This window comes from Serratia plymuthica NBRC 102599 (assembly GCF_001590925.1).
In the GTDB taxonomy this organism is placed as follows: Bacteria; Pseudomonadota; Gammaproteobacteria; order Enterobacterales; family Enterobacteriaceae; genus Serratia; species Serratia plymuthica.
On sequence record NZ_BCTU01000009.1, the window covers coordinates 1 to 18,538 of the forward strand.

General features: G+C 53.4%; 19 protein-coding genes. 8 read left to right on the plus strand and 11 right to left on the minus strand.

All coding sequences use genetic code 11. The features are described from left to right. The 3 genes from SPL01S_RS06160 to SPL01S_RS06170 form a co-directional block, all read left to right on the plus strand. A partial coding sequence (locus SPL01S_RS06160) for a LysR substrate-binding domain-containing protein (protein WP_255212454.1) occupies positions 1–429 on the plus strand: 429 nt, incomplete at its 5' end. Between the two features lie 189 nt (positions 430–618). Next, on the plus strand, positions 619–1,572 hold the full coding sequence (locus SPL01S_RS06165; RefSeq protein WP_063198250.1) for a 2-hydroxyacid dehydrogenase: 954 nt from the start codon (positions 619–621) through the stop codon (positions 1,570–1,572). A gap of 171 nt (positions 1,573–1,743) precedes the next feature. Then, the gene (locus SPL01S_RS06170) at positions 1,744–2,352 is read left to right on the plus strand and encodes a class I SAM-dependent DNA methyltransferase (RefSeq protein WP_063198252.1); all 609 of its coding nucleotides are present in this window, start codon (positions 1,744–1,746) and stop codon (positions 2,350–2,352) included. A 349-nt stretch (positions 2,353–2,701) separates the two neighbouring features. Here the strand turns inward: SPL01S_RS06170 and SPL01S_RS06175 are convergent, their stop codons facing one another. Next, positions 2,702–2,962, minus strand: coding sequence for a nitroreductase family protein (locus SPL01S_RS06175; RefSeq protein ID WP_232246946.1), 261 nt, complete (start codon positions 2,960–2,962; stop codon positions 2,702–2,704). A 13-nt stretch (positions 2,963–2,975) separates the two neighbouring features. Then, the gene (locus SPL01S_RS06180; protein WP_063198255.1) at positions 2,976–3,869 is read right to left on the minus strand and encodes an EamA family transporter; all 894 of its coding nucleotides are present in this window, start codon (positions 3,867–3,869) and stop codon (positions 2,976–2,978) included. 68 nt (positions 3,870–3,937) lie between these two features. Between SPL01S_RS06180 and SPL01S_RS06185 the strand changes: the two genes are divergently transcribed. Next, the gene (locus tag SPL01S_RS06185) at positions 3,938–4,459 is read left to right on the plus strand and encodes a MarR family winged helix-turn-helix transcriptional regulator (RefSeq protein ID WP_063198257.1); all 522 of its coding nucleotides are present in this window, start codon (positions 3,938–3,940) and stop codon (positions 4,457–4,459) included. 135 nt (positions 4,460–4,594) lie between these two features. Here SPL01S_RS06185 and SPL01S_RS06190 read toward each other — a convergent pair whose 3' ends face one another. Beyond that, entirely contained in the window at positions 4,595–5,446 is an 852-nt protein-coding gene (locus tag SPL01S_RS06190; protein WP_063198260.1) for an SDR family oxidoreductase, read from the minus strand. A gap of 98 nt (positions 5,447–5,544) precedes the next feature. Between SPL01S_RS06190 and SPL01S_RS06195 the strand changes: the two genes are divergently transcribed. Then, the gene (locus tag SPL01S_RS06195) at positions 5,545–5,970 is read left to right on the plus strand and encodes a winged helix-turn-helix transcriptional regulator (RefSeq protein WP_063198262.1); all 426 of its coding nucleotides are present in this window, start codon (positions 5,545–5,547) and stop codon (positions 5,968–5,970) included. A 118-nt stretch (positions 5,971–6,088) separates the two neighbouring features. Here the strand turns inward: SPL01S_RS06195 and SPL01S_RS06200 are convergent, their stop codons facing one another. Beyond that, positions 6,089–6,385: a YciI family protein gene (locus tag SPL01S_RS06200; protein WP_063198264.1), complete on the minus strand. Its 297-nt coding sequence runs from the start codon at positions 6,383–6,385 to the stop codon at positions 6,089–6,091. 59 nt (positions 6,386–6,444) lie between these two features. Further along, complete coding sequence (locus tag SPL01S_RS06205) at positions 6,445–7,248, minus strand: SDR family NAD(P)-dependent oxidoreductase (RefSeq protein ID WP_063198266.1); 804 nt, start codon at positions 7,246–7,248, stop codon at positions 6,445–6,447. 233 nt (positions 7,249–7,481) lie between these two features. Between SPL01S_RS06205 and SPL01S_RS06210 the strand changes: the two genes are divergently transcribed. Further along, positions 7,482–7,919, plus strand: coding sequence for a winged helix-turn-helix transcriptional regulator (locus SPL01S_RS06210; protein ID WP_063198269.1), 438 nt, complete (start codon positions 7,482–7,484; stop codon positions 7,917–7,919). Positions 7,920–7,968: 49 nt separating this feature from the next. After that, positions 7,969–9,039, plus strand: coding sequence for an NAD(P)/FAD-dependent oxidoreductase (locus tag SPL01S_RS06215; RefSeq protein WP_063198271.1), 1,071 nt, complete (start codon positions 7,969–7,971; stop codon positions 9,037–9,039). A 45-nt stretch (positions 9,040–9,084) separates the two neighbouring features. On the opposite strand, the gene SPL01S_RS06220 is transcribed toward SPL01S_RS06215, so the two are convergent. Both SPL01S_RS06220 and SPL01S_RS06225 read right to left on the minus strand, forming a co-directional pair. Continuing rightward, positions 9,085–12,171, minus strand: coding sequence for a multidrug efflux RND transporter permease subunit (locus SPL01S_RS06220; RefSeq protein WP_063198273.1), 3,087 nt, complete (start codon positions 12,169–12,171; stop codon positions 9,085–9,087). Positions 12,172–12,252: 81 nt separating this feature from the next. Next, entirely contained in the window at positions 12,253–13,152 is a 900-nt protein-coding gene (locus SPL01S_RS06225) for an ABC transporter six-transmembrane domain-containing protein (RefSeq protein WP_062870835.1), read from the minus strand. Positions 13,153–13,249: 97 nt separating this feature from the next. On the opposite strand from SPL01S_RS06225, the gene SPL01S_RS06230 reads away from it, so the two are divergent. Continuing rightward, on the plus strand, positions 13,250–13,840 hold the full coding sequence (locus SPL01S_RS06230) for a TetR/AcrR family transcriptional regulator (RefSeq protein WP_062870834.1): 591 nt from the start codon (positions 13,250–13,252) through the stop codon (positions 13,838–13,840). A 47-nt stretch (positions 13,841–13,887) separates the two neighbouring features. On the opposite strand, the gene SPL01S_RS06235 is transcribed toward SPL01S_RS06230, so the two are convergent. From SPL01S_RS06235 to SPL01S_RS06250, 4 genes are all read right to left on the minus strand, one after another. Beyond that, positions 13,888–15,270, minus strand: a complete 1,383-nt coding sequence (locus SPL01S_RS06235) for a carbohydrate porin (RefSeq protein WP_063198276.1) — start codon at positions 15,268–15,270, stop codon at positions 13,888–13,890. A gap of 220 nt (positions 15,271–15,490) precedes the next feature. Continuing rightward, entirely contained in the window at positions 15,491–15,793 is a 303-nt protein-coding gene (locus SPL01S_RS06240) for a PTS lactose/cellobiose transporter subunit IIA (protein WP_013812924.1), read from the minus strand. Next, a complete protein-coding gene (gene gmuD, locus SPL01S_RS06245) occupies positions 15,786–17,189 on the minus strand; it encodes a 6-phospho-beta-glucosidase GmuD (RefSeq protein ID WP_063198278.1) in 1,404 nt (467 codons plus the stop codon). Before gmuD ends, SPL01S_RS06240 begins: the two co-directional genes overlap by 8 nt. Before the next feature lie 20 nt (positions 17,190–17,209). Next, positions 17,210–18,538, minus strand: coding sequence for a PTS sugar transporter subunit IIC (locus tag SPL01S_RS06250; protein ID WP_062870831.1), 1,329 nt, complete (start codon positions 18,536–18,538; stop codon positions 17,210–17,212).

Sequence of the window (18,538 nt, forward strand, 5' to 3'; positions counted from 1 at the left end):
GGAGCGCCAGAGAATCTGCGGCGGCGCACCCTGTTTAGCGAACGTTACGTCCTGGCAGGCCGCGCCGGTCATCCTCAACTGGCGGTAACCCCTACGCTGGAACAGTTCTGCCGGCTGGAGCACGTGGTGGTATCGCCGGACGGCGGGGGATTTTTCGGCAATACGGACAGCGTATTGTCGGAGGCTGGCCTGCAGCGCCAGGTGGTGCTCTCGGTTCCTCATTTCCTGTTCATCATGTCTGTTCTGGCCAGCTCCGATCTGGTGGCCATGCTGCCTTGGCGGCTGGTGCGCAATAACCGGGCGCTACAGGTGGTTGAAGCACCTATCGAGGTCCCCGGATTTGAAATGGCCATGCTGTGGCACGAACGATCCCACCGCGATCCGGCGCATCAATGGCTGCGCGAGCATATCGTCGCGGCAGTGAGCTAACGGCTGATTGATTAATGGGGATAATAGGGGAGTTAACGATCGCCTGGCAGCGGGAACAGCCTTTCCTCGCGTCGTTGGTTTAATACAGAGAACCGAGGCGCAGATTCGTAATCAGCACTTTCCGGCTTAAGGTCCGGGCACCGTCGCGGTATTCTGGCGATAGCCATTCTTGCCGCCGGAACATTTTCTATGAAACGTCATCTTCTGATACTGGTTGAACTTGTGCACGAACATCATACCTGCCTCGAACAGGCTGGTTTTAGCGTCCATGCCGCCAGCTCGATAGCGGCATGGACGGCGCAAAAACCAAGGGTCGATGTACAGGCGGTACTGACCAACGGTTCCATTGGGCTCAGCGCAAACGAGATATCCGCGCTGCCGGCGCTTGAAATCATCTGCGCACTCGGTGCGGGCTACGAAAATATTGACCTTATGGCCGCACAGGCGCGGGGTATTGTCGTGACGCATGGCCCCGGCACCAATGATGCCTCGGTTGCCGACCACGCGTTAACGCTGCTGATGGCCATTGCCCGCGGGATCCCGCAGGCCGATGCGGCCGTTCGCCGGGGGGAATGGAAGCAAGCACGGCAACCGCGCCCGATGGTTTTCGGCAAAAAACTGGGGATCCTCGGCCTCGGTAATATCGGCATGCAGATTGCCCAACGCGGGGCCAGGGGCTTTGAGATGCCCGTGGCTTACCACAACCGCCAACCACGTAACGACACGCCTTATCGCTATTGTGCAAGCCCGGTTGCCTTAGCCGAATGGGCCGATTTTATGGTGATCGCAACCCCTGGCGGCGGGCAAACCAGCCACATTGTTAACACGGAGGTGCTTGAAGCTCTGGGCCCAAACGGCTTTCTGATCAACATTGCGCGCGGTAGCGTGGTGGATACCCCGGCACTTATCAACGCCCTGCAACGTCAACGCATCGCCGGCGCGGCTCTTGATGTGGTAGAGGGCGAACCTGCCGTACCGCCGGAGCTTGCACGGTTAACCAACGTTATTTTAACGCCGCATATCGCCGGGCGGTCTCCCGAGGCCATTGCCGCAACGGTCCAGTTGGTTATTGATAATCTGTCGGCACATTTCCTGGCAGAACCGTTGCTTACGCAGGTGACTTCAGGTGACAATGTCACTTAATGAGGGCCATGCGTGTTAATTTGCAGCATCTAAACGACGTATTTTGGTGAAATCTGCAGGCCAAAAATGGCTGAAAGAGCAAAAGGTGACGTGTTATTGACGCATTCTGTAAGCCCAAGTATGCCAATATTTCTCAGATTTCACGTAGCGCGATCAAAAAGAAGAGGGCAAATGACACATTCTGCGGCCGCGAAGATCATCACTTTATACGAACAGCATGCCGAAGCCTGGAAAAGGTTGCGGACAACGGATCTGTTTGAGCGTCCTTGGCTGGACAGATTCCTGAATCTGGTACCGACAAATGCAAGGCTCCTGGATATCGGTTGTGGTAATGGAACGCCGATCGCCGAATATTTCATTCGACAAGGTTTTGGCGTACTGGGGATTGATAGCTCAGGATCAATGATCGACTCATGCTTGAAGACATTTCCGCATCAGCAGTGGCGAGTGGCAGACATGCGAGCATTGGCACTGGATGAAACTTTTGGTGGGCTGATTGCCTGGGACAGTTTTTTTCATCTTACTCGTAATGACCAACGTCAGATGTTCAACGTTTTCCGCAATCATGCTGGCAGCAAAGCAGCATTGATGTTTACCAGTGGCACAAGTGATGGCGAAGCGATTGGCACATTTGAAGGCGAGCCATTGTATCATTCGAGCCTGGCGCCGGCAGAGTATCGGCAGTTGCTGCATGAAAATGGCTTTCGCGTTGTGAAGATGGTTTTCGAAGATTCTGAATGCGGAGGAAGAACAGTATGGCTAGCGCAAAGCACAATCTGAGGCAGGATGCAGATAAGGTCATGACAAAGGCCAAAACCTCAGAATCTACGTATCCTTACCCAGGTGCGCATAATGTATATTATGTTAAATAGCATCAATGGATACGTACCTGGCTATTCCTTTAGACTCTAACTCTCCTCACCTTCAGTCTTTGCCGGCTTCTTTCGCAGAATTTGCTTAGGCACATCCCGGTTTAAACATCCCGGTCTCACTCATCGATCGCCGTGTCCTGATGAAAAAGCGTTTGCCAATAACCACCGCTTTCTAATGAAGACAACACAACCAGATTGACGAACGCGCTATGCGACGAGCCACCTTGCCGTCTGCATCAAGCTGAAAACTTTATATCTCAGCAATGCTCCCGGCAATCATCGAACGCAACAGAGGCGTCGGCAATTTTCTGCTGGGCAAACGCTGCATCCTTCAGTTTTCCCTTCCCTTCCTGAGTACGCACCGCGATAAATCGCCAGTTTTGCATGTTATAGGCTGAAGGTGCTTTGGTTGCCTGGCGCACCAGTTCAGCAATAGTTTGATCCTCAAGCGGGCGATCGGGTTGAAAACGATTAATGGAAACGCGTGAGGTGATTGCGTCAAGCACCGAAATTGTCATTTATATATCCTGTTTAAATGAAGAGTTGATGGTTTTCATTAGCGCGAACTGACGTGCGCTGTACAACCAGCACGCTAATCAGCACGATGATGAATCCAAAGAGAGCCGTGCTACTGAGGGTCTGAGAAAGCATGACCCAACCGAGCAAAACGGCAGTTAATGGGCTGAGTAATCCCAATGAAGCCACCGCAACACCAGGAAGACGGGTGATGCCACGGAACCACAAGCCGTAAGCCACAAACGCGCCGGCAAGGCTCAAATAGGTGTAAGCGGCATATTGTGAAGCGGTCAGTGCGGGTAAAGGTGCGTCTAAAAGCCACGCCGCGGGTGCTAACATCATTCCGCCCAACACCAGTTGCCAACCCGTCAACGCCATTACCGGCATATTGATCTGCCAGCGGCGTGTTAACCAGACGCCGGTTGCCATGCACCCCGCTCCCAGTAAAGCTGCGGCTATGCCAATAGGCTCAAATATTGTCTGGGGTGAAAGTAGCAATATTGCCATGCCAAATACCCCCGCCAACGCAGCCCATAACGTGATTTTGTTTGGCGAATGGCGGTCAACCGCCCAGAGTAGCACCATCACCAGAAGCGGCTGGATCGCACCCAGCACTGCGGCCAGGCCGCCGGGCAACCGATAGGCAGCAACGAATAATAGCGCCTGAAAAACGCCGATATTAAGTGCGCTGAGGATCAACAATCGCCCTATTTCACGGTGCGCAGGAATGCGGCGTGTGAACAGCAATAGCAAGACCCCAGCAGGAAGAACCCGGATCAGTGCCGCAGTGAAGGGTCGGTCTGGTGGCAAAAGTTGCGTTGTCACAATATAAGTTGACCCCCAGATAATCGGAGCCAGAGCCGTCAGGAGCACGTCACGCCAGTGAGAGAGAGAAAACGAAGTACCCATAATTTTGCATTTACCTTCAATTCAAGATAAAATCAGTTTGTCCACCAATTAACTTGAAGTCAAGATAAATGAGCGATCTTATTAATCCATCACATGATGCCGTTGATGCCATTCTTGAGCAGTGGCAGCGTGAACGGCCAGACCTGGATTGCAGCCCTATGGGGCCGATTGGGCGAGTAAAACGTTGTGCGGCGCTGCTGGATCAGAGGCTTGAATTAGCGTTTGCGGAATTTGAGCTGAGTACGTGGGAGTTCGATATGCTGGCAACGCTGCGCCGCTCGGGTACGCCCTATAGTCTCAGTCCAACAGAGCTGTTTTCAACGTTAATGGTGACCTCTGGTACCATGACACATCGGCTCAAACGCCTGGAATCCCGAGGGTTGATCAGCCGGCAGGTTAATGCGAATGATGCGCGAAGTATGCTGGTGCAATTAACGCATGATGGAATGTTGTTGATCGATCGTGCCGTAGAAAAGCACGTTGAGAACGAAAAACACATATTGTCGGGGATCTCTGCCGAAACACTGGGCGAATTAGATCGCCGCTTGGCTGACTTACTGAGATCACTGGATGCTTTTAGTCAGCAATAAGCGTAGGTGGCCTTGCTGTGGGAGCAACAGCTGCTCAATACCCTGGCGCCGGGGGCTGATCCTGGTACCAACCTGGCATGCGCGGGCCCTTGTTCAAGAGGTAACGGCTCGCCATGCCAGGCTAGTTCCGAAAAATCAGCTCGCCTTCAGAGCCTGTTCAACGCTGATTGCCAGCGGGGTCGTCGGGCGGCCGATAAGCCTGGATAACTCACCACCCGCATCGAATAACGCGCCCTGCGAAGCGCCCACATCCCAAGATGCGATCGCATCGGCGAGCCCTGCCGGCAGGCCAAAGCTATGCAGTGCCGCCGCATACTCGGCTTCAGGAAGATTATGGTAGGCGATGTCCTTGCCCGTCTGGCGGGATACCTCATCTGCCAGATCTTTCAGTGTCCATGCCGTGTCGCCGGCCAATTCGTAGGTCACATTCACGTGGCCGGAGCCGCTCAAAATCGCCACTGCCGCTTCTGCGAAATCTTCACGGCTGGCCGAGGAAATCCGGCCTTCACCTGCGCTTCCCATAAAGGCACCATTGGCCAGTGCTGCGCCGACGGAGCCAGTGTAGTTCTCAGTGTACCAACCGTTGCGCATGATCGTGTAGGAAAGGCCAGAGGCCTTAATCGCGGTCTCAGTTGCCATATGTTCGCCGGCCAGGTTCAGAGGCGAGACGTCTGCGTGGAGCAGGCTTGTGTAGACAATGTGCTTCACGCCCGCCTTCTTCGCGGCGGCGATCACATTGGCGTGCTGGACGGTACGTTGACCGACTTCACTCGAAGAGATCAACAAAAGACTATCGATGCCGGCCAGTGCTGCGTCGAGCGTGTCCGGGTGCGCATAGTCGGCAGCCCGCGCGCTAACCCCAAGCGATTGCGCTTTTTCTGGGGTGCGTACCAAAGCAACGATGTCGCTGGCCGCCACTTTCTGTTTAAGCTTATCAATAACGATACGGCCTAACTGGCCTGTGGCACCGGTGATGGCAATAGTCATGGCATAACTCCTTGAAATTTGATTGTGCGGTTAATCACGACTCGACTATAGACCAGATACTAACTTATAGTAAGTACGTACAAAAAGGTAAGTGATGCATGATTTCACCTGTCCAAAGAGGCCCCATGACAAACTCCGTAGTTGAACCTTTATCCGAAAAAATGTTGCGCGGCGACGTAATGGCCGCGGCCTGTCCTTCACGCGAAATCTTGAGCCATCTTACCAGCCGCTGGGGGGTACTTATTCTGATCGCGTTGCTGCCCGGAACACTGAGGTTCAGTGAAATTCGCCGCAGGATCGGGGGAGTCAGTGAGCGAATGCTGGCTCAAACTCTGCAGTTATTAGAGAAAGACGGCATGATAAATCGCTATGACTACAACATCGTCCCGCTACGCGTGGAATACACGCTCACGCCACTTGGAAAAGAAGCTGCGGCCAAAGTTCGGGATTTAGCGGACTGGATCGAGAACAATTTGGCGGCACTAACACTGGCGCACAATAGCCCCGATGCAGTTGCCAGATAGGGGGGGAGCCGATAATTTTCAGCTGTCGACTCCAGGTCTCGAAGAGCAATCTTTACCCTTCGAGGTCTGGTCACGGGATAACTCCCTCTCACGGGCGATAACGTTTCGCCGGCTGAGGTTAGCCGCGGGCTTTCAAATGCAACATGGAGTAATGTTCGTAGTGGCCGACCCCATTCTTCACAATGGGGTCTTCCGCTGTAATGGCCGCGATATCCTGTTCATCGGCAATTTGGTAGAGCGAGACGCCATAGCCACCCTTTTCATCAATCACCGGGCCATGGGCCACGATCAGGTCTTGGGCAAGCAGCTCGTTCAAAAAGTCACCGTGCTGCTGCATCCATTTTTGTTCGTCGGCAGACATCGTGGTCAGGAAATTAGCTCGCGGCGGTATAAATTTGCACAGGTAATATTTCATGGTCAGTCCCTCATTGAAGTCATTTAAATTTCATTTAAACGTCGCAGACATTATTTCTGTTATGCAGACTTCACGCTTTTCAGAATTTCACCTTCAAAGATTTTTGGCATGTGGTGCTGAAGGAACAGGATTATTCTGCTCATTTTCCCCACAGGATTGCTGAATTTCGGTTTCTTCGCCGTTATCAGGCCGGAAATGGTTTTGATCACCGCATCAGGCGCTTCGGCTTCATCAATGCCCTTCTGCGTTGCGGCCATGGCCTGCGTGCGATAGGTGTTGTAGTCGGCAATGTCACGGCCTTGCGCGGAAATGGCATTGTGGGCCAGGTTGGTTTTAAACCACATCGGCTCGACCATGCTGACTTTGATATTGAATTGATCCAGCTCGAAGCGCAGGGATTTGAAATAACCCTGAACGGCGTGTTTGGAAGCCGTGTAATAAGACAGGTTTGGTGGGCCGATCAGGCCAACAATAGAACTGACCGTAATGATTTGCCCCTGTTTTTGCGCCCTGAAATAAGGCAGCAAGGCATTGGTCAGCTTAACCGTGCCCCAGAAGTTGGTTTCAAATTGTTGTCTGCCCAGCTCAATCGGCGTTTCTTCGGCAAGGCCGGTCACCATAAAACCGGCATTATTGACCAGTACATCCAACTGTTTGGTGAACTGGAATAATTCGTAAACAAACGAAGTCATTGAGCTGTCGTCGTCAATATTCAACTTCAACAGCTTGAACGGGACTTTAGCCGCATATTTCTCAGGTTCACGGCTGGTGCCGATAACGGTAAACCCCTGCTGGTGAAGGCTGTTGGCGAGCATCAGCCCAAAACCCGATGATGCACCTGTAATTAAGACGGTCTTTTTCATAGTGATCTTTTCCAAAAGGCTGTGTGGTTTCACATTCCGCAGTGCAATAGGAGATATCAGTGATGGATAAATGTGCCGTTGGCACGTACCGGCACCGCCAGGTCGCAGTGATGACCCGGTTTAAGCTAGTATCGTTTTAGTAGTTAGTCAATACTAAAATGATAGTTAAAAAGGGGTCGGCTGAGGCAAGCCTGCGTGATAGTATCGTTTCAGTAGTTAGTGAGGTGAAAATTATGAGCACAAATTCCTATTCTGAAAACATCTGCCCTATCGCCCGCAGCGTCGCTTTTCTCGGCGATGCCTGGACAATGCTGATCCTGCGTGATGCCAATTCCGGGATGACGCGCTTTGACCAGTTCCGCAAAAGCCTGGGGATTGCCCCCACCATGCTGACCAAACGGCTGGCGATGTTGACCGAAGAGAATCTGCTTGAGAAGCGGCAGTATTCAGAGCGTCCGCTGCGCGAAGAGTATATTTTGACAGAGGCTGGCCGCGACTTTTTGCCGGTGCTTATCATGATTGGCGCCTGGGGGAGAAAGCACCGTGGCGAAGGCAAGCTGCTCCGTCTGCTGGATGCCGAGGCGGGAACTGAAGTCAACGCTATAGCCATTGATACCGTCACTGGGGCCGAGATTGGCACACGCGCAATCCAGATGGTGCTCCCGGAATGATAGCTGGCAAAATTCTTTATTGAACGGACAGTGACACGAGGGATTCGGTATGTGTGCCACAGAAAAACACATGATTGTTGTAGGCGCGGGAATTATGGGTGCTTCGATAGCCTATCACCTGGCCAGCCGCGGGATAAAAGTGACCGTTATCGATAAAGACCACCCGGCTGCTGGGGCCACCGGCAGCTCTTTTGGCTGGATACACACTACGGTGAGTGACGATGCGCCAGATGCCCTTCTTCGTCGCGCCTCGGTGGCGGACTGGCATCGGTTGGAAAAAGAGATCCCGGAACTCTGGGTTAACTGGACGGGAGCGCTCAGTTACGACGATTTTTCACTGGAGAGCCAGGCCGACGATAGCTTGCTTCGGCAACCAGGCATATCCCAACTTGAACCCGCGCTGAATAACCCGCCGCAACGGGCTTATTATGCACAGCAAGATGGGGCTGTCGATCCCATAGACGCCACTAGTGTTCTGCTGGATAAAGCCTGTAGTCTCGGGGCCACGCTCAAAACCCAGACGGCGGTAATCGGGTTTACCCGAGAAGGAAACAAAATTACCGGCATCGAGACGCCAGAGGGCGTATTGAAGGCGGATTGCCTCATCCTGGCGTGCGGAACAGGTATATCGCCCCTGCTCGATGCCATGGGTACCCCGCTGCCGATCATGGCCTCGCCGGCCATTTTATTGCGGTACGGCGCGACAGGCCACGTAGTTAACACCCTGATTTCAGGCCATGACATAGAGGTTCGCCATACCCGCAACGGGGATATTTTAGCCGTGGAAGATTATCCGGCAACCGGCGGAATGGATGGAGTCGCCTCTGACACGCTCACGGCGATGAAAGTCGCCTTAAAAGGCACAGAGTCGGCGCAATTGCTTAGCCAATCGGTAGGGCTGCGGCCTGTGCCGGAAGATGGATGCCCGGTCATCGGATTCATGGGGGATGCAACAGGCGTTTATGTGGCGGTGATGCATCCGGCAGTGACCTGCGCAGCCACCTTGGGGAGAATGATAAGTGAGGAGTTGGTCACCGGTAAATCGCTGGAAATGCTTGAAAGTTATCGGCCGGCGCGCTTCTTCTCTGGCCAAGGCGGCAGCCGCAGTTTGTCATCATGAGCCATTACCCTGCACCGGGCCATTTCCGCTGCAGGGTATACGCATTTATTTTTTTTCAAACAGACGCATGACGGAAATATAAAACACCGGCACAAAAAATATCGCCAGCAACGTCCCGCTGATCATGCCGCCAAAGACGCCTGTGCCAATGGCGTGCTGGGTCTTGTCGCTGGCGCCGGTCGCAAGCATCAACGGCACGACGCCCAGCGTAAAGGCCAGTGACGTCATCATAATTGGCCGTAGCCGTTGTTTGGCCGCCAGCAATGTCGCGGCAATGATATCCATACCCTGAGCACGCAACTGCCGGGCGAACTCGACGATCAAAATGGCATTTTTGGTAGAAAGTCCGATGATGGTGATCATCCCCACTCTAAAAAAGACATCATTCGACATGTCCGCCACGATGACCGCGCATACCGCTCCTGCCAGGCCCAAGGGCACGACCAACATCACAGCCAAAGGCGTTGACCAGCTTTCATAAAGCGCGGCCAGCACCATAAATACGACCAGGATAGAGAGCAAAATAAGCATGGGGAGCTGAGCGGTGGATTCTTTTTCCTGCAACGAACTGCCGGCCCATTCGGCTTTAAAGCCCTGCGGCAATTCGCTCGCCAACCGCTCCATTTCCGCCATGGCGGCACCGCTGGACTCGCCAGGCGCAGCGCTGCCCGTCACCTTTAACGCAGGATACCCCTGATATCGGTTTAATTGGCGTGGTGTCTGAGCCCAGGCAGCAGTAACGAAAGCGGAAAGCGGCACCATTTCGCCCGTTTTGTTTTTGACGGAAACCTTCAGTAAATCCGTTAACTGCATTCTGTATGCAGTGTCGGCCTGGACGATAACCTGCTGAACACGGCCGTTATCCGTATAGTCATTCACATAATAAGAACCCGAAGCGGCGGAGATCGCCTGGCTAATATCGTCAAATGAAACGCCGAAGGCTTCCGCTTTTTCCCTGTCGACATTCAGTGAAACACTGATACCCTCCGCTAAGCCATCAATGTAAACATCCATTAATACCCAACTTTGATTGGCAAGCTCGACAAGCTTTTCCGTCGCCTGCCTCAACGCGGAATAACCTTTTCCGGCACGATCTTCAATATACAGCGTGAACCCCGATGAGGTCCCCATATCAGAAATGGCCGGTGGCAACAGGCTTAGGGTGGTGGCGTCCGGTATGCTGCTTAAGGCTGTCTGAACAAAATCGGCTTCGTCCTGAGCGGTCTCGCCGTTTCGATACTGCCAGTCTTTTAACGTGGTAAACGCCAGCGCCGTATTGGGGCCCGACCCCGAAAAGCCAAAACCGAGGATCGAGATATTGTTCGCGACAACCGGACGCGTCGCTATGGTCGCTTCGAAGCGCTCCACCACTTCGCGCGTCCGCGCCATAGTGGCATCTGAAGGCAATTGAATCGATGACATGAAATAGCCCTGATCCTCCTCCGGCAAAAATGATGAAGGCAGATTTTGCAAGGCCACCAGCAGTGCGCCGCAAATCGCGACATAAAGCAGTATCGTTCTCCCGGTACGCTTCAACACATATCCCAGTCCTGACTGATAACGAACGGCTAAGGCGTTAAAATAGCGATTGAATCCGCGTGAAAATTTTCCACCGGGGCCTTCTTTTTGGGTGTGCGGTTTCAATAAGGACGCGCAGAGGGCCGGCGTCAGCGTCAGGGCCAAAAAGGCTGAAAACAGAATGGACACGGCCATCGAGAGCGTAAACTGTCGGTAAATGACGCCGACCGAGCCACTGGCAAAACCCATAGGGATAAATACGGCAGTCAACACCAGGGTAATGCCGATAATTGCGGGGGTAATCTCCTTCATGGCCTCGCGTGTAGCCTGTTTCGGCGACAACGCCTTTTCTTCCATCAGGCGTTCCACATTCTCCACGACCACGATCGCATCATCCACAATAATGCCGATAGCCAGCACCATGCCGAACATTGTCAGGACATTAATGGAAAAACCGCTGAACAGCATGATGGTGAATGTGCCCAACAACGCCACCGGCGCCACAATGGCGGGAATAAGAGTGCAACGTATTTTGTGCAGAAAAAGCAGCATCACCAGGAAGACCAGCACCATCGCTTCAATGAAGGTCTGGACGACTTTCTCGATCGACAGTTTGACAAACGGCGCCGTATCGAAAGGAACAGAAAACGTCATCCCCTGCGGCAGGTTTACCGAGAGATCGGCAAGCCGCGCATGGATCCCTTCTGCCGTACTGATGGCGTTCGCGCCAGGGGCAAGCTGGATCGCAGCCGCCGTCGCGGGCAAGCCATTCTCACGGATCGCAAATGCATAGCTTTGCAGACCGGACTCCACTCGAGCGACATCCGCCAGCGTTAAGCGCGAGCCATTGCCGTTCGCTTTAATCGTAATATTGCGAAATTCCGCCAGAGAAGAGAGTTGTCCTTTCACCGTAAGCGGATAAGTCACCCGCTGCCCGCTTGCCGCCGGCTCATCGCCAATGCTGCCCGGCGAAACAAAAAGGTTTTGTTGGCTAAGCGCGGTGATCACATCATTAACCGACAGCTTATAAGTGAACATTTTGACGGGGTCCAGCCAGATGCGCATGGCCTTCTCTGCCCCAAATAACTGGACTTTACCGACCCCAGGCACCCGACGCAGCTCATCGGTGACATTACGGGCAAAATAGTCGCTCAGATCGGCTTCCTGATATTGCCTGGAAGGTGACTTCAACCCCACCATCATCAGAAAGCCCGAGTTCGCGGCCTCAACGTTCACGCCATTTTGGCGCACCACTTGCGGGAGGCGGGGTTCAACCACGTTTATTTGGTTCTGAATATCCACCTGGGCGAGTTTGATGTCTGTGCCGGGTTTAAACGTCACCGTAATGGACGCGATCCCCGAGGTGTCGCTGGACGACTCAAAATAAAGCAGGTTATCGACCCCCGATATTTCGCGCTCAAGAAGGGAGATCACTGAGGTGTTCATTGTCTCCGGCGTAGCGCCGGGATAGGTAGCGGTTATCGTCACGCTAGGCGGTGCAACGGCCGGATATTGGGCCACCGGCAATTGGGGAATGGCCAAAATACCGCCAAGAATAATGAATAGCGCTATCACCCAGGCAAAAACAGGCCGTTCAATAAAGAACTGGGACATTTAATGATACCCGTATTGATTTAAAAACGATTTAGAGGCCCGGCATACATTCTTCATGCATAGTTAAAAAACCGAAAAGCGCTAACCTCCCTCTCCGGTCTCGGTGTTCACCCGCTTACCAATGTCTTTAAGCTCTGAGTATTTTTCCAATAGCTGCGGGCCGTCATCAAGGCTTGTGGCAAACATCCACATATACGTCATTACCGAGTAAATATGGCCGGCAGTGATGCCCGCCGACTGAGTCATCCATGCAATGGTCAGGCTAAACAGCAGGGCAACCAGCGCACCAATCGACAAATACCCCAACGCTTCGCGATCGGAGAGCCGTATGCGCAATTTGGCAAGCGTCAAATAATGCCTCTCGAGGGAAAGCACGGTGGCCTTATTAACGAAATCCACCTCTTTTTCAAGGCGGTTATTAAGCTTGTTGTACAGCGCTTCGTTTTTATGGGCATAACGGGAAAGGAAACAGGCCAGAAAGGCCAGTATGACCAGACAAGCGACACCCGCCCAGAATTCAATGACCAGCAACATCACCGCGGCCCCCAGCATGGCGGCCAGCGACGTGATGAGCGTAGGCAAATGCAACTCGAAGAAATCGACGAACTCTCTCGATAAGGCTACGCGCGCGGCCACGGTTGAAGGGTTGAGCCTGTTTTTGCGTTGCGTCATGACCACAGATACCGCCAACGCGGCATAAATTCTGGCAAAGGTGCGTGTATCCACGCTTCGGCGTGCAGCGCCAAGGCACCACATGAATAAGATCATCACGCCATACAGCATCGCGTTTAACATCTGCCCCGACAAAATGGCATTAATGGAAATGCCGGCCAGCATCGGATACAGCAGATACGTGACGTTCTCCGCGACCACCAGCAGGAAGGTAAAGAACAACTTTTTTCGATGGCGCCTTGCGAGTGATTTCAACGTGTTGGACGCGCTGCCAGCCACGGGCGGTGCCGTAATGTTTTGACTGTTCATTGTGGTTGTTTCTGTTAAAATTAAAATTAGAGCGATTGCTCAAAACAATGAAGTCATGCTATTTGAGCAGTTGCTCAAAGTCAATGGGAGGAAAGAGATGAAAGGCAAGTCTGAGCTGATGAGAGACAAAATTCTGCATGGCGTTGTAGAACTGTTTATAGAAAAAGGCATTGAGAAAGTCACCACGCGCGAGCTTACCGAGTACGTAGGCATCTCTCGCAGTCATATTTATCACTATTTTAAAGACTGGCAATCCCTGTGCCTCGAAGCCTTAACAAACTTCATGCACCGCGAACTGGAAGAATTTCGCACTCTCATTGCGCCCTTACCCGCCGCTCAGAAACTGCAAGAATTTATTGATGGCATGATATCCGAAACGCCGGACCCTACCAGGAAGCTGTATGGTTCCTTATGGCTGCTCTCCACACATAACGAAGCCTATTCGGATCTGATGCAGTCTTTTTTAGCCGAGTGGCATCAGGTGCTGACTCATATCATCGAATCAGGCATCGAGGAAAAAACGTTTCGCCACGTTGATCCGCAACGCGTAGCGCGGCAACTGGACGCCATGCTGTTTGGTTACGGTGAACATCTTTTTACCCTGCCTTCTGCGCAAGCGTTGAAACAAGCGGAAGAAGACATTGACGATTTCATTCAACGAAACTTGCTGCTCACCGACAACAAATAGAAAAGGCAACGGGTGGCTACCTCTGCAGCCACCCCGCGGGTCGGTTATCAGAACCAGGCTTCCCACATTGCGCCAACGTTGAACGAATCCAGTTGGGTATCGTCGTCGGTGCCATTCACGCGTGCGGTATGTTTGTTATCCACGTCACCGCCGGTGACGTAGAAGCGCAACATAGGGCGGAACTCCGGCCCCATCGCAATCGAAATATTCTGCGACAGCGTGAGTTTCCAGCCGTGGTTATCGCCGCCCTGATCGTAGTCAACCCGTTGGTAGCCCGCCTCCAGCCAGGTTGAATGCACGTCGTTCCACCAATACATCGGCCGCACAATCGCACCGTAGTTGCGGCGATTATCAGCGCCGTCGGCATCGTTGGAGTAATCATGGAAAGCGAGCAGGTATTCCACCTGCGCCTGCTGGGTAAACTTGTAGTTCCCCTCGAAGCTGGCGTAGACCGCCGTCAACTCGTCCGTTTTGTTGTAGACGCTGTTATCCGCATTGTTGGAGTAACGGGCGATGACCTTATTCACGCCTTTGTCGCCGGTATGGCTCAGCACCACGCCACCCTGCCAGGCCTTAAGACGGTCATCGCTTTCCACGGCTTTCGAGTCAAAGCCGTAGTTGGCGTAAAGTTCCAAATCCAACGGGCCAACCTTCATGCCGTGAATTTTTGAGGTCAGCGCGTAGTTGCCTTTATCGCCGGTGCCTGAGCCACCGGTACAAGTGATACGCGACGGGTTGGCTTCGTCCTCCGCCACTCTCGGATCGCAAGATTCCACGGCAGCGACGGCGGCGACGTCAAACTGCACGCCGCCGATATCAAAGTTCTTCACCCCGGCGCCCTGACCATCGTGATTCATCCAGAAATAGTCGTTGATGCCCTGTTGCGGGCGCTGGTGAAAATCGCGGCCGGCCCACAGATAGGCATTCGGATTGGAGGCCAGAATATTGGTGACGCCGGCGTAGGCTTTCTTGAGGTTCACCTCGTCGCCCCAGTGGTCGAACATCACATTGACATCCCAGATAGCGCCGTTATCGCCTTTGAACGCTTTGGAAAGCTGGAATTCGCCGCCATTGCCTTCGTTGCCCAAACGGCCCAACGCGGACGCGCCGTTGTAGGAACCGTCAACGCCGACGAATTTCTGATCGCCGCCCTGGAACTGCGCACCATAGCGGGCGTAACCGGAAAATTTGACGCCAAACGGGATCGCCATATCCGGCGACTGGGCGGTGCTTTGCGGCTCGGTAATCACATCGGCCTTTTTGTTTACGGCGGCATCTATTTTCGCCTGCCGTTGCGCCAGGGCTTTATCTACCGCTTTTGCCACGATGGCATCGATTTGTTCTTGGGTAAATTCTTGAGCGAGTACGGATCCAGAGCAAAGCGCGGCCATTACCGCCAGCGCCATTGGCAATTTATTATATATTTTCATGGTTATCTCAATTGTACACACGTGATCTTATAAGCCGCCTGAAGGCAGCTTTAATGATAATGTGTGGGCTGGTTTATTTTTAGATAACAGCCATCCTGTTCTGGTTTAAAAAACAACCGTGCTATCACCAAAACAAGCTGATTCTTTATTATTTGTATGGTACAGAACAGTTAAATTATTTTCGTGATTATTCCCCCTTATTGGAATGAACAACGTGTTATTAGCGTTGGTAAAGATGAATGATCTCTTCCGATAATTCACGCGCCAGTAAAGACGTCATTAAATGATCCTGTGCGTGTACCATAATTAAGGTCATTGGCTGCCGGGCTTCACCGGCATCCTGTTCGATCAGTTTGGTTTGCATCTGATGCGCCTGGCGCGAAAAGCCATCGGCCTGCTGCAGCAGCGCTTTGGCTTCGCCGATGTTGCCTTCCCGCGCGGCGCGCAATGCCTCAAAGCACAGGCTGCGCGACTGGCCGGCGTTGACGATAATCTCCATGACCGCCTCTTCCAATTCAATCATCATTTGTCTCCCGTTCGTTAAACCCATTGTCTGCGGCGGTAGCGGCAAACCACTCTCCGCTTTTCTTGACGGTGCGTTGCTGGCTGGCCAAATCCAATTGCACCAGACCGTAGCGATTTTTATATCCGTTGCACCATGACCAGTTATCAATAAACGTCCACATGTGATAGCCGAGGCAATTACTGCCTTCGCTAATGCCTTTATGCAGCCATTTAAGGTGTTCGGAAACAAATTCAATACGATAATGATCGTTGATTTGTCCGTTTTCAATAAAGCGTTGTTCGTTTTCCACCCCCATGCCGTTTTCGGAAATAAAACAGCGCGGATTGTCATAGTTAACGCGCAAATTGGTCAGAATGTCATAAATACCCGGTTCGTAAATTTCCCAGCCGCGATAAGGGTTCATTTTTCTGCCGGGCATTTCATAGTTTTCGAATAACCATTCAGGCATAAAGGGCGCCAGCGGGTTTACGGCGCTGTCACGGCATTTCACGCGGCGCGGCTGGTAATAGTTAACGCCGAGCAGGTCAATCTTTCCTTCGGCGATCAGCGCCCGATCGCCGGGCTGGCAGGCCGGAAGCTGATCCCAGGTTTTCAGCAATGCCACCAGATCGGCCGGATATTCGCCACGCAGCACCGGATCGAGGAAACTGCGGTTAAACAGCAAGTCGGCATGGTGCGCGGCACTCACATCCGCCGGATTTTGCGAACGCGGGTAAGACGGCGTCAGGTTCAGCACGATACCGATCTCTCCGGCGTAAAGCCCGGCGCGAAACGCCCGCACCGCCGACGCATGCGCCAGCACCGTGTGGTATGCCACCGTCGCCGCCCGCTTAAAGTCGACCACGTTGGGATAGTGGAAATCATACAAATAGCCGCCTTCGACCGGCACAATCGGCTCGTTGAAGGTGAACCAATGCATCACCCGGTCGCCAAACAGCTCAAAGCAGATCTGCGCATAGCGGCTAAAGGCCGCGACCACGTCACGGTTTTCCCAGCCGCCCTTCTCCTGCATCGCCATCGGCATATCGAAGTGAAACAGTGTAATAAACGGCTTGATGCCCTGCGCCAGCAGCTCATCAATCACGTTGTTATAAAACGCCACCGCTTGCGGATTCACCTCGCCCGTTCCGTCCGGGATCAACCGCGACCAACTCAAAGAGGTACGAAAACTGTTATGGTTGAGCTGTTTCAGCAGCGCGATATCCTGACGCCAGTTCCGGTAAAAGGTCGACGTCTCCTGCGGGCCCACCTGCTGATGAAAGCGCCAGGGTTGATTGGCGTACCAGGTGTCCCAAATTGTCGGGCTTTTACCGCCCTGTCGGCTGTCCCCTTCGGTTTGCAGCGCAGAGCTGGCGCTGCCCCACCAGAAGTCTTCGGGAAATACGTATTTCATGCTTCGGTTCTCCATAAATATCAGTTGTTGCTGACAGTTCCGGCCAGCGGTGCACCGCTCTGCGCTTTTTGCTCTTCGGTTTTCATTAAAGAGCGCTCGTAGGCACGCAGGAACGGCAAGTACATCAGGGCGGACATCACCATACAGATAACGCACATCACTACCGGGCTGAACGCCCAGTTTGCCGCCCAAGAGGCGCCGATGGGCGCCGGCGTGGTCCACGGCGTGAGCGATACCACCTGCGCCAGCCATCCCAAACGCGTCGCGGTATAGGCCAGTACGGCGTTGACCATGGGAACGCAGACGAACGGAATGAACAACATCGGGTTCATGATGATCGGCGCACCAAACAGGATCGGTTCATTGATGTTAAAGAAGCTCGGCACCACGCCCATTTTGCCGATGGTGCGCAGGTGCGCAACGCGGCTGCGCAACAGCAGGAAAGCCAGCGGTAAGGTCGAGCCGACGCCGCCAATCAGCAGATAGTGATCCCAGAAACCTTGCAAATAAACGTGTGGCAATGCCGTCCCCGCCGCCAGCGCCGCCTGATTGACCGACAAGTTCGCCATCCAGAACGGGTTCATGATGCCGGTGACGATCAGCGCACCGTGGATACCGGCGAACCAGAAAATCTGGCACAGCAATACCGACAGCAAAATGGCAGGCAGCGAATCCGAAGCGGACACCAGCGGTTCCAGCAGATGCATAATCGCCTGCGGCAGGATCATGCCGGTTTGCGCTTCGATAAACAGATTCAGCGGATGCAACGTACCAATCACCACCAGGACCGGGATCAGGATCTCAAACGAACGCGCCACCCCGGTAGGCACCTCTTTCGGCAACCGAATAGTGACGTTGTTCTGCTTGAGCCAGGCGTAAACGCGGGTTGAGTAAATGGCGGTGATCAGGGCGGTGAAAATCCCTTGCCCGGAGAGATACTGGGTGGATATTTTGCCGTCGGCATAAGGGGCCGCCACCAGCAAAAAGGCCATAAATGCCAGCAAGCCGGACATTACAGGATCGAGATTAAACTGCCGCCCGAGGCTGGCACCAATCCCCACGGAGATGAAGAAAGTCATCACCCCCATACTCAGGTTGAACGGCAACATCAGTTGCGCGCGGTAAGTCTGCGAAAAATCCAGCCAGCCACGCGCAAAGCTGTTCGTGGTATCGGCGGAGAACGGCGGAAAGATGAAGACCAGCATGAACGAACCAATAATCATAAACGGCAACGCGGCGGTAAAACCATCGCGGATGGCGATGACGTATTTCTGCTGCCCCAGGCGGCCGGCCAACGGGGTGATGGATTGCTCGATGACGGCAATCATTGACTGATATAACGAACTCAT

Coding starts and splice junctions, on each gene's coding strand:
- SPL01S_RS06195 (WP_063198262.1), top strand. CDS start 5,545: ATGATTTCACCTGTCCAAAGAGGCCCCATGACAAACTCCGTAGTTGAA.
- SPL01S_RS06235 (WP_063198276.1), bottom strand. CDS start 15,270: ATGAAAATATATAATAAATTGCCAATGGCGCTGGCGGTAATGGCCGCG.
- SPL01S_RS06210 (WP_063198269.1), top strand. CDS start 7,482: ATGAGCACAAATTCCTATTCTGAAAACATCTGCCCTATCGCCCGCAGC.
- SPL01S_RS06240 (WP_013812924.1), bottom strand. CDS start 15,793: ATGATTGAATTGGAAGAGGCGGTCATGGAGATTATCGTCAACGCCGGC.
- SPL01S_RS06225 (WP_062870835.1), bottom strand. CDS start 13,152: ATGAACAGTCAAAACATTACGGCACCGCCCGTGGCTGGCAGCGCGTCC.
- SPL01S_RS06185 (WP_063198257.1), top strand. CDS start 3,938: ATGAGCGATCTTATTAATCCATCACATGATGCCGTTGATGCCATTCTT.
- SPL01S_RS06200 (WP_063198264.1), bottom strand. CDS start 6,385: ATGAAATATTACCTGTGCAAATTTATACCGCCGCGAGCTAATTTCCTG.
- SPL01S_RS06170 (WP_063198252.1), top strand. CDS start 1,744: ATGACACATTCTGCGGCCGCGAAGATCATCACTTTATACGAACAGCAT.
- SPL01S_RS06180 (WP_063198255.1), bottom strand. CDS start 3,869: ATGGGTACTTCGTTTTCTCTCTCTCACTGGCGTGACGTGCTCCTGACG.
- SPL01S_RS06230 (WP_062870834.1), top strand. CDS start 13,250: ATGAAAGGCAAGTCTGAGCTGATGAGAGACAAAATTCTGCATGGCGTT.
- SPL01S_RS06205 (WP_063198266.1), bottom strand. CDS start 7,248: ATGAAAAAGACCGTCTTAATTACAGGTGCATCATCGGGTTTTGGGCTG.
- SPL01S_RS06175 (WP_232246946.1), bottom strand. CDS start 2,962: ATGACAATTTCGGTGCTTGACGCAATCACCTCACGCGTTTCCATTAAT.
- SPL01S_RS06220 (WP_063198273.1), bottom strand. CDS start 12,171: ATGTCCCAGTTCTTTATTGAACGGCCTGTTTTTGCCTGGGTGATAGCG.
- gmuD (WP_063198278.1), bottom strand. CDS start 17,189: ATGAAATACGTATTTCCCGAAGACTTCTGGTGGGGCAGCGCCAGCTCT.
- SPL01S_RS06165 (WP_063198250.1), top strand. CDS start 619: ATGAAACGTCATCTTCTGATACTGGTTGAACTTGTGCACGAACATCAT.
- SPL01S_RS06190 (WP_063198260.1), bottom strand. CDS start 5,446: ATGACTATTGCCATCACCGGTGCCACAGGCCAGTTAGGCCGTATCGTT.
- SPL01S_RS06215 (WP_063198271.1), top strand. CDS start 7,969: ATGTGTGCCACAGAAAAACACATGATTGTTGTAGGCGCGGGAATTATG.
- SPL01S_RS06250 (WP_062870831.1), bottom strand. CDS start 18,538: ATGAGTTCGTTATATCAGTCAATGATTGCCGTCATCGAGCAATCCATC.